Origin of the sequence: Cytobacillus gottheilii (assembly GCF_001636345.1) — a bacterium.
Taxonomy (GTDB): domain Bacteria; phylum Bacillota; class Bacilli; order Bacillales; family Cytobacillaceae; genus Cytobacillus; species Cytobacillus gottheilii.
In genome coordinates this window covers 3,708,508-3,721,699 of sequence record NZ_KV440945.1, presented here as the reverse complement: position 1 = coordinate 3,721,699, position 13,192 = coordinate 3,708,508, and the positions used below count along the sequence as shown (strand labels likewise).

At 37.6% G+C, this 13,192-nt stretch carries 11 protein-coding genes and 2 pseudogenes; 9 read left to right on the top strand and 4 right to left on the bottom strand.

All coding sequences use genetic code 11. The features are described from left to right. The first annotated feature begins 13 nt into the window (after positions 1-13). The 3 genes from A6754_RS18015 (at position 14) to A6754_RS18005 (ending at position 2,989) form a co-directional block, all read left to right on the top strand. Positions 14-958: an L-lactate dehydrogenase gene (locus A6754_RS18015; RefSeq protein WP_066451724.1), complete on the top strand. Its 945-nt coding sequence runs from the start codon at positions 14-16 to the stop codon at positions 956-958. Positions 959-1,664: 706 nt separating this feature from the next. Then, the gene (locus A6754_RS18010) at positions 1,665-2,039 is read left to right on the top strand and encodes a helix-turn-helix domain-containing protein (protein WP_066449077.1); all 375 of its coding nucleotides are present in this window, start codon (positions 1,665-1,667) and stop codon (positions 2,037-2,039) included. Further along, complete coding sequence (locus A6754_RS18005; RefSeq protein ID WP_066449074.1) at positions 2,036-2,989, top strand: hypothetical protein; 954 nt, start codon at positions 2,036-2,038, stop codon at positions 2,987-2,989. Before A6754_RS18010 ends, A6754_RS18005 begins: the two co-directional genes overlap by 4 nt. Before the next feature lie 165 nt (positions 2,990-3,154). On the opposite strand, the gene A6754_RS18000 is transcribed toward A6754_RS18005, so the two are convergent. From A6754_RS18000 to A6754_RS23265, 3 genes are read right to left on the bottom strand one after another with little or no spacing between them, the layout of a single operon-like run. Further along, positions 3,155-3,955: an ExeA family protein gene (locus A6754_RS18000; protein WP_066442446.1), complete on the bottom strand. Its 801-nt coding sequence runs from the start codon at positions 3,953-3,955 to the stop codon at positions 3,155-3,157. Then, complete coding sequence (locus A6754_RS17995; protein ID WP_066449071.1) at positions 3,948-5,303, bottom strand: DDE-type integrase/transposase/recombinase; 1,356 nt, start codon at positions 5,301-5,303, stop codon at positions 3,948-3,950. Before A6754_RS17995 ends, A6754_RS18000 begins: the two co-directional genes overlap by 8 nt. A 45-nt stretch (positions 5,304-5,348) precedes the next feature. Further along, positions 5,349-5,879 (bottom strand): DUF6431 domain-containing protein, encoded by a 531-nt coding sequence (locus A6754_RS23265; protein ID WP_257297389.1) that lies wholly within the window; start codon positions 5,877-5,879, stop codon positions 5,349-5,351. A 219-nt stretch (positions 5,880-6,098) separates the two neighbouring features. On the opposite strand from A6754_RS23265, the pseudogene A6754_RS17990 reads away from it, so the two are divergent. Both A6754_RS17990 and A6754_RS17985 read left to right on the top strand, forming a co-directional pair. Then, a pseudogene (locus A6754_RS17990) lies at positions 6,099-6,404 on the top strand (RNA polymerase sigma factor); the annotation flags it as partial. Beyond that, on the top strand, positions 6,401-7,954 hold the full coding sequence (locus A6754_RS17985) for a DUF4179 domain-containing protein (protein WP_066449058.1): 1,554 nt from the start codon (positions 6,401-6,403) through the stop codon (positions 7,952-7,954). The pseudogene A6754_RS17990 and the gene A6754_RS17985, both read left to right, overlap by 4 nt. A gap of 245 nt (positions 7,955-8,199) precedes the next feature. On the opposite strand, the gene A6754_RS17980 is transcribed toward A6754_RS17985, so the two are convergent. After that, positions 8,200-9,141, bottom strand: coding sequence for a coiled-coil domain-containing protein (locus A6754_RS17980; protein ID WP_066449055.1), 942 nt, complete (start codon positions 9,139-9,141; stop codon positions 8,200-8,202). Between the two features lie 246 nt (positions 9,142-9,387). Here A6754_RS17980 and A6754_RS17975 point away from each other — a divergent pair, with 246 nt between their 5' ends. The 4 genes and pseudogenes from A6754_RS17975 (at position 9,388) to A6754_RS17960 (ending at position 12,763) form a co-directional block, all read left to right on the top strand. After that, complete coding sequence (locus A6754_RS17975; RefSeq protein WP_066449052.1) at positions 9,388-9,594, top strand: hypothetical protein; 207 nt, start codon at positions 9,388-9,390, stop codon at positions 9,592-9,594. Between the two features lie 406 nt (positions 9,595-10,000). Further along, on the top strand, positions 10,001-10,720 hold the full coding sequence (locus A6754_RS17970; protein WP_066449049.1) for an ABC transporter ATP-binding protein: 720 nt from the start codon (positions 10,001-10,003) through the stop codon (positions 10,718-10,720). 12 nt (positions 10,721-10,732) lie between these two features. Further along, on the top strand, positions 10,733-12,010 hold the full coding sequence (locus A6754_RS17965; RefSeq protein ID WP_066449046.1) for a sensor histidine kinase: 1,278 nt from the start codon (positions 10,733-10,735) through the stop codon (positions 12,008-12,010). Positions 12,011-12,027: 17 nt separating this feature from the next. Further along, positions 12,028-12,763: pseudogene (locus tag A6754_RS17960) on the top strand (LytR/AlgR family response regulator transcription factor). Positions 12,764-13,192 lie beyond the last annotated feature (429 nt).

Here is a 13,192-nt window from a genome sequence, read left to right as displayed (position 1 = left end):
AGTGTTGAGTTTGATAAAGGAACATATTAATCGAGTTGCAGTAATTGGTACAGGTGCTGTTGGATGTAGTTATGCTTATTCTTTAATCAACCAAGGCGTTGTAGAGGAATTAGTGTTAATTGATGTAAATGAAGCAAAAGCAGAAGGTGAAGCGATGGACTTGAATCATGGAATGCCATTTGCTCCTTCTCCAATAAAGGTATGGAGTGGGTCCTATGAGGATTGCGGTGCTGCAGACGTAGTTGTAATTACAGCAGGTTTACCACAAAAACCAGGAGAAACACGTTTAGACTTAGTTGCTAAGAATACCAAAATTTTCAAGCAAATTGTAAGTAGCGTAATGAAGAGTGAGTTTAATGGAATCTTTTTAGTGGCGACCAACCCAGTAGATATTTTAACGTATGTCACATATAAAGAATCTGGGCTACCTAAAGAGCGTGTAATTGGTTCCGGAACTTTACTGGATTCAGCCCGACTAAGATTTGCTATTGGACAGTATTTGAATGTAGATACTAGAAATATTCATGCTGCTATAATTGGTGAACATGGAGATACGGAGCTCCCCGTTTGGAGTTGTTCCTCTGTAGGTATTGAGCCATTACAAACTGTATTAGAAAAAAATAAAAATGTAAATAAAGAGTGCTTAGATGATATATTCGTTAAAGTAAGAGATGCTGCTTATCATATCATTGAACGAAAAGGTGCCACTTATTATGGCATTGGTATGTCACTGGTTCGTATTACGAAAGCGATACTTAACAATGAGAACAGTATTCTTACCGTCTCCTCTTATCTAAATGATGAATATGGTCATAGGGATGTTTATGTTGGTGTACCTTGTATTATTAATAGATCAGGAATTAGAGAAGTAATTGAACTACAATTAGATGAAAAGGAAAAAGAGAAGTTTGACCATTCTGTTAATGTATTAAAAGATATAATAAAGTCTGTACAATAAATTTACTCAGTATTTTAGTCGACTTGAGCAGAAACTTCTAAGAGGAAATGTGAAGAGACAAGGTTAATAAAACTAGACGGGTATAGATTAAAGGTTTTGACAATCTACCATCAGCTACCTGAAGTTTAGAAATGAGAAGAAAATTTATCTCTTTAAAAGATAGATGGAGAGTTAAAGAAAAAATATCCGTAAGATAGATATTAGGCAACCAACCAAAGACCTTTCAAAAAAAGAAGAGGGTTAATTCAATAGAATTTTCGCCTTTTATTTAATAGTGTGTAAAATTCCTTTCTTATAGTGGACATTTTTTTCATCTTATATGGGGGAACTAATGTGGGATAGAGGAACACATAGTTATTAAACAGTGGCTTACTAAGGATATTAATACTCTTCTCGCATGTATGGTTTTGTTTTCTACCCAAATGAAGGTAATACTCTCCATGGCTATAAGAGTTATAAACACTGTATTCAGGTCTTTCCATATAGTCTTCACTAAGCTATAATAGAAAATAGCGAACAACTGTTTGGAAGGTTGGAATTAATATGAGTTGTAATGATAAATTAAAACATATAACATATCTTGAAAAACCCGTGTCCTAATTATGGATTCGGGTTTTTTGTTGCTTTGCCTTCAGGCATAAGGAAGGAGAGTATCAACCAATCAAACAGTTGAGTGCAAAATTTAAAAAGAAAAGGAGTTACCTGTATGAAGAAAAATAGAGAGATTTCTAGTGAATTTGCTAGATCTATGGAAGTATACCGAATAAAAAAAGGGATTTCTCTAAATCAGCTCGGCAGAAATATAGGAATTTCTCCCGCCTATCTATCTAGGATTAAGAACCGTAAAAGGAATGCCCCATCAGTCCCAATAGCCATGGCAATTGCTAAAGAATTGGATATGCCATTTGAGCACTTAATGTCTGTGATGGGAATGAATGAGGAAGTCAGGGATATATTTGAGCTACTAACTGATAATGAATTCTCGATTAATGGGAAACTTGCTGATTCTACAATAAAGGAAGCAATAGTGGGCGTTCTGAAAAGTGTTTTGCCAGTCATTTTGAAAGGAGATATGCAGTGAGTAAGCAAGGTTCGAAAACAGAAACGATTTTTAGTCTCTTTCTAAAGGAGAACGCTCAAGTATTTCAAGAAATTATCGGTTTACCCATTGAGAAGATGAAATTGGAATATAATAATGGCTCACAAAGGGTTGATTTATATGGCGTGAACAAGGAGAAGAAAATAGAATTATTTGTCGAGTGCCAAATCAAAACTGCCGATCAAAATCATTTTGAAAAAACTAAGGACCTTATAAATAATAATGCAGAAGGCTATGTAGTATGGATAGCATCGGGTTTCCGCAAGAAACACTTTATTGAGGAAATAAAAGAACTACTTCGAAATAGTCCAAGAAAATACATCAATTTCTATGCTGTTGAAATCCATCCAGAGGTGATAGAACATTTAAAAATGTTGAATGAGCAATATGAACTGGATGTTTTAGCAAATTTAAAAGTCATTCATGAGGTTAAACAACCTCTAAAGCTAGTGGATTATTACTTTCAAATGCCACCTACTCATATTGGTAAAGCCTACATAGGGGAATATCATTATGATTTCAATAGGGAGGATGACATGAAAGCCTACTTACTAGATAAACTGTGTGAAAGGATGCCCTACTTCTTGAATTTCCATAATTCTAAAAAGCATCTGCAAAATAGCAAAGTAATGCAGATAGGTGCAGGCTTAGATGAGGTAATATACCATTGCTCCGCTTGTGATGTTCGGAATCGTGCTTTTGTAGAAATTCGATTTGGTCAAAGTAAAGAACAGTGGTATCAGTCTTTTAAACACAAGATTAAATTGTTGGAAATAGAAATACTGTTAATGACGTTCTATACTGTCCTGAAATTGACGTTATTAATTGTCCTAAAACTGACGGATTCACTGTCCAATATGAAGGGGAAGCAACCCTTTGCTTCCCCAATTATTTTACAAATCAACCATATGGTTTTATTTTTCTTAAGGTAAAACCTAACATCCTTTTGACCAGTAAGAATGTATCAGTCTCTGCCTAGTTCGAAGTGGCAGGAAGATATTTTCCATTTCCTAAATGGAAATTCAAATCATTCATCACAGTGCAACCCAACAATTCCAACATTCCAGTACTTCAATGTATTCTTTTTAGCGGTTTTTTTATGAAAGTTCCCCCTGGATAACTTGCTTAATCATATGATCATCAATGATTCTCCGACCATTTTGTGAGCCATACAGGAGACTATGTGTACAGAGTTTATTAATGAGCCTTGCGGCACCACCAGAGAACCGGTGGATTTCGTCAAGCGCCCCATCAGAAAAGATCGGTTGTTCAACACCTGCATAACGGAGATGCCTAGAAACATACTCTTCAACCTGAGCACGGTCGAGATGTCCTAACTGGAATTGGATATCAATTCTTTGGCGTATCGCTGCGTATGATTGGAGGCGTAGTCGATCCCACAATTCACTTTGACCGACTAGAATCAGCGCCATCGGACTCTGTGAATCCATCTTGAAGTTTAGTAGGAATCTAACTTCTTCTAACATTTCTCGGTCCAAAAGGTGAGCTTCATCCACTACCACGACAGGCTGTAGTCCTCGAATACCTTTCATTAATTCAATTTCTCGATGAAGCTGTCGTTTTGCATCCCCCCGATAAAACTTTGCTTCTGAGCCTAGTTGTTCCAACAGACCTTTGTAAAAATGACGAGGCGTTAATTTGGAGTCGGATAGATAAAGGATGTGGAACTTTCCTTTATCTAATCTATCTACAAACTTACGGATTGTCGTCGTCTTTCCGGTACCACTATCTCCACTCAAGACCGCAAAAAGCTGTCTCTCAGCTGCATATTTAAGCCTTCCAAGGATTTCTTGCATCATGGAAGAATCGTAAAGTTCATTCGTTGGCAAATCACGTGTGAACGGAGTATTTTCCATTTCATAGAATGCTTCAAACACGAGAGTCATCCTCCTTCCAGACTGCACGGAAGGTTACGGCAGGTTTCTGTTCAATTTGACGATCCTGGTTCCTTCGTTCAGCTGCCCTTAGTAGTCTCGAAGATTCAACACTTTGCACCTGCAGGTGCTCAGGTAATTCAGGACGTTTCCCAGCTCTTTCCCCAATGATAAGCTTCCTGGCCTTCCAAGGAGTATAATCCTCGAACTCAATGGTAAGATCCTCTATATTCGCAGGGTCATAAACTACATCCACCTTTCGCCCAATGAATGCCAAGCCCACTTCATATTTTTGATCCATGAAACTGATACACCCTGATTTATCAACCTTCCTTGTTTCACAGTGTAGAAATGCAGTGCTTAACGTTTCCTCATCAATAAAGCGAATTGCTTTTCTATCGGAACGGAAAGCCGTTTCCGGACTAATTTTCTCTTCAAGGGCAGAGTGAGGTTTATTCTGATAGCACTCTGTCAGCCACACCTGAAAAAGTTCATTCAGATGATCTAAAGTTTTTGGTTTCTCAATGATAGCTTCACTTATAAATGAATCTATAACTCTATTAAACCTTTCAATTTTGCCCTTGGATTCAGCTGCATACGGCTTAGTGTAAGAAAGGCGGGTGCCTATTTTAGAACATGTACGGGACATCCATTTGGTTCGATACTGCTTTCCATTATCAAAATAAACGGCTTCTGGAACACCGTACTTTTGGATTGCTTGCCGAAAGGCATCTTCAATGATTCTTGAGTCTAGAGTCGGATAGAAGGCTGCATGAACCACTAACCTGGTTGCATCATCAATAAAAGCGACAAGGTAAACCTGTTTATTGATCCCTTTTGGCCCAATAGGCAGATAAGGACCGTATTTAATATCTGATTGCCAAAGTTGGTTCCGGTGCTGTTTTTGAAATCTTCGGGCAGCTACACCGGATTGAGAATAGAGACGCATATGTCGGGTACTGTAACCTTTTTCCGTTAGTTTTTCTTGAAGAGTAGACCTTTTAATTTGTCCTGGATCAGTTAATCCTTCCCATTCTAGAATCTGGATGATTTGCGCCACACTACGGTTTGGCACTTCCTTTCGAAGAAGGATTGCCTGTTCCAATATATGAGAAGGAATAGCTTCTGACTTCCGAGAAACTTTTCTCCCTTGTGGTTTCAATCCTCCAAATCCATCTTCACGAAATTGAGCCAGATATCGCCTAATAGTTCTTTCAGAAAGACCGCTTACCTGCACTATCTGGTTTTTTAGCTCCTTTATTTTTCCAGCATCAAGCCCTTCTGCCAATAAAGGGGATATCAGTTGGAAACGCTGCACTGCCAACTCCTCTGATTTCTTATGATTTCTCATGCATACACTCTCCTTTTTGTTTCTATCATGAGTGTAAATCAGAGGTTATTGGACAATGAATGCAGAACGGGTATGTATCCAAAAATTAATATTTACTATAGGGCGGACAATTCTTGTCAGCCATCCATTGGCATCTCCTGCCAAGCGTCCTAGCCTTTGAAGTGCAGTCCCTGAACCTTTGGACGTAAGATCTTGGGGGATGGTTCCTTGACGGGTTCTAATCATGATAGAGGTTAAGCAACCAACCCAATAGTCCACATACTCATGAAACCAGCCACTCCACCTCGAAATAGTAGAATCATCGGCTGGAATAGTGTGGTTGGATGGGCTCGTAAGAACGCTTTCAATACATTCAGATTCATACCGTTTGTAAGGGACCAATAAATCCGGAAGTTCATGGTGAATGGTAAGGCAGTTTGTGCACCTTAACCTCCTAATGTTATAGGTCTTACTCTGTCCTGAATGATCCATAGCTTTTCGGTTCTTAGTACCTATAACCAACATGACTTTCCCACAACATGGAGACGGAATCCTACCTGCACCCCTAACTAAAAACTCCAGTAAGCATGTTTTCAATCAGCTGATAATCTGATACAATAATCATATACTTTTTGGTGGGACGTCTCCCGTATAACTGTTGGCGCAGTTATACGTTATGGGAGGCGTCTTTTCCTTTCTACAGAATTAAAAATGTCGAAATGTTTCGAATATATATATGGACATTATAATCGACTAATTCTGGACATGCAATACCGTCAACTTTCGGTAATTTAATGGTGTCAAAAACACTTTGAGTCATGGGTGACAAGCATTTTTATAAATGAATGCCGGTTTATTTATCGAAAGAGGAAAAAAACGGACGTCCAAGAACATGAGGAAGCGGTCAAATCGAATGAACTGGATACGAGGATTACGATCTCTGCCAGTCTAACAAAATTGGATGTAAAGTACCGTGAATTAATTGTCCTCAAATACATACAGGGTTTTTCACAAGAAGAAATTTCTGAGCTGCTAAATTTGCCTATTGGGACGGTAAAATCACGGTTATATAGAGGGCTGCTCATATTAAGAAAAATAATGGAGGAAGGTGAAGAATCATGAATTGTGATGAATTCCAAGAGCGGTTTATAGAGGATATTGAAGGTAACTTGGGAGAGAACGAGAGTGGATTTATTCAAAAGCATATAAGCGAATGTGTCGATTGTTCAGAGGAATATAGAATGCTGAAGCAAATAATTGGAGATTTAAACAATCAAATAGATCCACCTGAAATGCCGCTGCACTTTTTTTCCAATGTACGGAGAAAAACCGAAAAATATGCAACAGTCCAAAAGAAGAAACGTAAGTGGGGATTTGTTGCAAGTATAGGGCTTGCAGCTTCATTAACAGTGTTTACTGGAACTGTAATTGCTACAAACGGTTTCTCATCCTTTACAGATTGGTGGCAGGGGTTCAGTGCAAAAGAAAATGAACAATTAGAACAACTCACAGAAGCCGGTTATGCTGAACCGTTAAAGCTGGAAGCGATTAGCAATGACATCAAAATCACCATTACAGACGTAGTAGCAGACGATATTCAAACCACCCTTTATTATGAAGTTGAGGACTTAAAAAGGGAGAACTTATATAATTTAGGATTAGAAAACAATATTTTTAAACAAGTTGGTCAATATGGTGAACGTCAGCTATTACAGAATGCTGGTTACTCTTACTATTCAGCAAATGATTATGTTTATAAAGGGAAACAAACTTTTGAGTCATTAATTTCTGAAGATGGATTTATTTTAGCTTCAATTTCAGAGCTATTAAGAATGAAGGAAGATTCAATTGGATATTACTATCCAGAAGACCCAGAATACTCAGTGATTAATGGGGAGTGGGATTTTGAAATCCCTGTGAAAAAACATGAGGCAAAACGGTTTGACTTTAATGTTGTTGCTAATGTTAAGGGAATAGAATTGGAGTTCTATCGATTAATCGTATCCCCAACTACAACAAAGCTCCATTATCGAGTGAGTGGAGATGAAGCCGCCAGAAGCGAATTCCTTATTGATTCACTTGAAGTGAATGATGAAAAGGTTCATAATGAACAGCACTTTAAAGATGCTGCCCCTAATAATCATGGTTACGATCGAGTAGAGATCTTTGATTCTATTTATTTCAAGGATATTCAAAATGTAAAAATCAATATAGCTACTCTATCTACATTTGTTGAAAACTCTAAGGAGTTTACCATCAGTCCTGATGTTAAGAACCAAACATTTGAGTACTTAGGAAATGAAATCTCCATCGCAAATATCAATATGGGTAATCCAACGACATTTACCGTTCATGAGTCATTTACAGGTAAACGTAATTATACAAAATTGTATTATGACGTAAGAGACGAGCTTTATGAAAAAGGTGTTTTCCACGGATTCGAAAATACATTCACTGAAGGAAAATTGGTGGATATCGAAGGAAATGCTTTTGATTATAACTCTAATTATTTCCTAACTGAAGAAATTGAAAAACCACTCTACTATTCAACATCAACTGAATATGCGAGAAAATCGTATAAAGGGAATCCGTTTATCCCTAGTAAGCTAGTAATTGAAGGATATGCTAAAACAGACTTTATTGATCAAAGTGTTTCAATAACGCTCCCGTGAGACTAAAAAGCAGACCAAGATAGGTCTGCTTTTCTTATATAATATGAGGTCTTGAAAAAATGAAATGGATAAATGTGCAATTATAGGAAATCTCCATTCTATACGGGTATATACTTTACAAAATGCCTAGTATTTTTAAGGCATTCAATTGGTTTCTGTTATATGAATAAAGTTCCACTAAAAGAAATAGACAAAGCTAATCTCCAACTTTATCTACATTCTCAATTCTTTATTTGTCCTCAGCCCTAAGAACAAGACTCAAACAACTCAATTCTCTCCCAATGCACATCAGTTAGCTCTTTCTCCAGTTCATCTCTTTGCAGTTTAATTTCCTTCAAAGTAGTTTTCACAAGGTCATACATTTTTTCTGTCTGTGACATGGCATCGTTGATTTTTCCATGGACCATCCAATCGACAACGATACCATCAAAGAAGTAATCGGCAACCGTAAGCATGTTGCCGATATCGTAATCGTGGTCAAAATGCTTTTTAAGATCCAGCAGCTCTTCTCGAAATTGGCGGAGGGTGTGCTGGGCATCGTGGATGAGATCCTGGGCACTATTGTAGCGGCTATGTTTGACAAAAGTAGAAATGGTGCCGCCGCCGAACATATCAAAGGTCGACCAATTATGTGCAGATTCTAATTCGTCCAGTGCCTCATCTAACTGATGTTTTGCTTTTTGTCCGACTTCAATTGCCTCATTGTACTCCTTTAAGCCTGCAAACAGCTCTGCTTCTTTTTCTGAAAGGGTGTATAATTTGTCATTCCAAAATGAATCAGTATCGCGGATTAATCGTTCTTTTTCTTTTAAAATGGCTTCGTATTCCACATCTGCATTCGCTACAGATGTAAGCTCCATTTCAAACTTCTTTATCTCATTTTCCATATCAGCAACGGTTTCCATCGCTTCTTTAAATTTTAGCTTCATAGCTGCAATTAGCTGTTCTTCTTGATCAATCTTCTCAAGTTTTTTGCCAATTAGAGAATAAAAAATGTTGGCAAGGGTGAAAGATTCAAAGCGGCTAACATCTTCTTTTTTCTCTTCTAACATATGCATATACATGTCCCGTTTTTGTATTTCTAGCTGTAAATCGGCCCTTAAGCGTTCCAAATGGTCCTCATACTTCTCTTTTTTCCTTAAATCATCCTTCACAATGAGTAACTTTTCATTCAGCTCAGTAAACATTGGCGCTCCCCCTAAACAGCTCTTTATAGTATATACGCAAATGGCAGAATAAGGTTTCAAATTTGGAGGGAATCTTGTACCCATTTGGTGACAGTTAAATAAAGTTAATCGTGATTGGATAGATAAGTTGTAACGAATAAAACATATCCTCGCTGTTTATGGGATTTTATGTTAAAGTTTGGGTGAATAAATATTTTTTACTGTTTGTTACTTTGTGAATAACGATTTTCTAGAATGGGGGATTGTATGTTTAGTTTTCAAACCTTTAAAGATAAACGTTATTGGATTCTTTTGCTTCCGTTTTTAATTGTTTATATAGTAGTTGCTATATTTAGTTCGGGTTATTTCACAGGAAAGCCGATATTGGCACTATTATTTCCGTTTTTAAGCGTAATGCTGTTTTGGGGGACATACCACTTATGGAAGTATGTTGCAACAAAAAGAGAAGATTGAAGTTTTAAAGCGTGATAAATAATGAGCTAACGGAAATGCGCTAGTAAAAACGCACAGTCATAATTGACTGTGCGTTTTGTTTTTATCTTTATGACCCCGTTACCTAACCAGTTCGGTCTTTATATCAACTTAGTTCTCTTTAGATAGGTATAGAAATTTTTCATAGGTTCTTTCTAATGTGATACAAAATTCCAAAGAAATCACACACTTATGAATACCCAACTGTATCCCCACAACTCCAAACCGCACACCAAAGTAAATAAAAAGAGTAGTTATGAACAATCACATTATTCTCATGAAGAAGCCGATATACTTACCCTATGAGCAATAAAAGCAGTGTAAAAAGGAGTTAGTGTGAGGGAATACCCCCAAACTAGCTGCAGGAAACTGCATTGGAGGTCAAACAATGAAAATCATAAGTGTAAAAGGCCTGAAAAAGTCCTACGGAAAAAATCAGGTACTTAAAGGCCTGGATTTTGAAGCAAACGAAGGTGAGGTTATTGGCGTTATCGGTAAAAATGGTGCAGGCAAGTCAACTTTTCTTGAGATTTTAATGACGATTAAGGATTTTGATCAGGGTGAGGTTTTGCTTTTTAATGAGAATTTGCAGAAGATCACGCTGGATAAGCTGGGCGAAATCCGAAGAGATATTTCGGTTGTGCTGCAGCCTACGTATTTTTATAAGTCATTAAAAGTGGAAGAGCTGTTGAAGCTGTTTAAAGCTTATTATAAGTCGAATAAAGAGATTGAGGAGATTATGGCTGATTTTAAACTTGAGCCTCATCGGAAATCTTATTTTGAGAAGTTGTCTGGCGGATGGAAGCAGAAGGTTAGTTTGGCGATTGCTTTTTTGTCGGAGCCGAAGCTGATTATTTTGGATGAGCCAACGACTGGTTTGGATCCTCATATGCGCAATGTGCTGTGGTCCTATATTGTTGACTATAACAAGAGCAGAGGCGGGACTGTGATTTTAACGACGCATTATATGGATGAAATTGAGATGTATTGCGATAAAGTGATGCTTATTGAAAACGGAAAGAATGAAATGTTTGAGAGTACAGAAAATATTTTGTCACTAGGGTACAAATCAATGAATGACTTTTACCTTTCTAAAGTGCCGGTATAGGAGGAGATCAGTATGTTAGCCACACAGTTAAAATATGATTTAATTATGTTTTCGAGGGAGCTGTTTTATTTAATATTCTCCATTGTGGTTCCGCCGGTCACATACGTGTTTTTGGGGCACCTGGTTGGTGAGAATACATTCGCGGGCGGTTTGAGCTATGCCCAAACGTATACTCCATCGTTTATTTTATTGATTACGTTTTCTGTTGTTTTCTTTATAACAGCACCTTTTTTTGCTGTGATCATTCTTGTGATCAGTGATCATTTATGCTTCTTAGCGAATTCCTTTCTGTTTGATATTTCCGTGGAAATGGTAAATGCTCAACTGTCCTACTATGGTTTGCATTTGCTTTTCTTTCTCTTATTTTCAGTTATTCTCAGTGTCATCACCCATAAGGTGATTAGAAAACTGAAGCAGTTCGTACCTGTTTTTAAGCATTATTTTTTATTCTTGATGAGTTTAACTGTTCTGACGGTATCATTCTTTTATATTAATATTCTAGTATCCGATAGATCAGGTTTCTCAAGTGAGATTGTCCAGTTTAACAGCTTCATATTTTTAGCCTATTTTGCATTATTTATCACGATATTGGGACTTCTGCTTTTTTCGGTGATTAAAGAAATGAAAGTGAAAAATAAGCAGGAGGAGTATAAGCAATTGCGGATGTACTCGGAGAATTTAGAAGAAATGTATGGGGAGCTGCAAAAGTTCCGGCATGATTATATAAACATCTTATCTTCCATGTCAGAGTATATCAGAACGAAAGATATGGAAGGGTTAGAAACCTATTTTAATGAAAAGGTCATGCCCACCGGCCAGGGGATTAAAAAAAATCATTATAAGCTTGGTGCCTTACAAAATGTGAAAGTGACTGAAGTGAAAGGGACATTAGTCTCAAAGCTGATTAAGGCACAGGACTTAGGGATCGATATTGCCCTTGAGGCAACGGAGCCAGTACATCAAATAAATATGGATTATATCCGATTGTGCCGCTGTTTGGGAATCATCCTCGACAATGCGATAGAAGAAGCGGAACAGTTCGACGGAAGCAGTATACATATTGCTTTTATTCAAAAAGAAAATGCCTTGCTCATTGTGGTCGCTAATACGATTGGCGGAGAAATACCAAAGCTTTATAAAGTATTCCAGCAAGGATACTCGACCAAAGGGGAAAACAGAGGGTTAGGATTAAGCAATTTAAAGGAAATTGTCTCTAAATGCGAAAATGTGACACTGGAGACAAAAATAAAGGGGAAAATGTTTTTTCAGGAATTAGAGATTGCTGATTGAACGGAGGAGTTCATATGGTGGATATTTTTATTTGTGAAGATGATCAACAGCAAAAGGAAAAAATCACAAACTATATAAAAAACTATATTATGATCGAACAATTAGATATGAGAATCACCCTTTCTACCGATAATCCTGATGAAATCATAGATTATGTAAAGTCTAACAGAGTGACTGGCTTATATTTTCTTGATGTGGATTTAAAGCATGAAAAAAGCGGGATCGTGTTAGGAGCCGAAATCAGAAAATACGATGCTAGAGGATCGATTGTCTTTGTTACCACACATTCAGAACTCACGTATTTGACGTTTTTATATAAAGTGGAAGCACTTGACTATATCATTAAAGATGATTTTACGGATTTTACAGCAGCGTGTCATTGATTGTATCGTGACAGCGAACGAACGCCACTTGTCTAATAGTGGTGAGGCGAAAAAAAGATTTCAGATTAAAAATGGCGATAAGGTTATAAGCGAGGATTACGACAATATATTATTCTTCGAAACAAGCTCCAAACTGCATAAAATCATTATGCATACAGATTCCAGGCAGGTTGAATTTTACGGGAAACTAAAGGAGATAAAAGAGATCGATGACAGGTTTTATCGGTGCCACAATTCCTTTGTCGTCAACATAGAAAATATTTCAGCTATCGATAAAAAAACACGTGAAATTACCATGGTGAATGGGGAGGTTTGTTATTCATCCAGCCGTTTTCTTAACGGGTTACAGAGAGCTTGGGAGAAGAAGTAAAATAGGAACAAAGCGCGGGTGCATCGTAATGATGCGCCTTTTTGTGCGACGGGCAGTTGCATTGGGTGCTGACTAAGTCAGTACCCTTCAATTTTTTTTTATCGGATAGAGACGTCATCGTGATGAAACGACTAGTTCAACGATAACCAAATTAGAATTCCAGATGGTGAAAATCCATACCCGAGGAGACTGACCTAGCTCGGGAAACCTAATCTAGGGCGACATTGTGAGGTGTTGTCTGAAGGAGATGCGGAAAATCGAGAGACCCGCAGGTGAAAGAATAGACCCTAATGCAAGAAGTGTGAAGCACGGCGGCGGGATAAGTTGGTGACTTTGCGAAAAGTGAGGAAACCCACTAAGAGGCATTTCCTTTAGAAGTCAGAACAAGGAAATGTGACTTATCATGTGATGGTGCAGGGTATGTTCTGA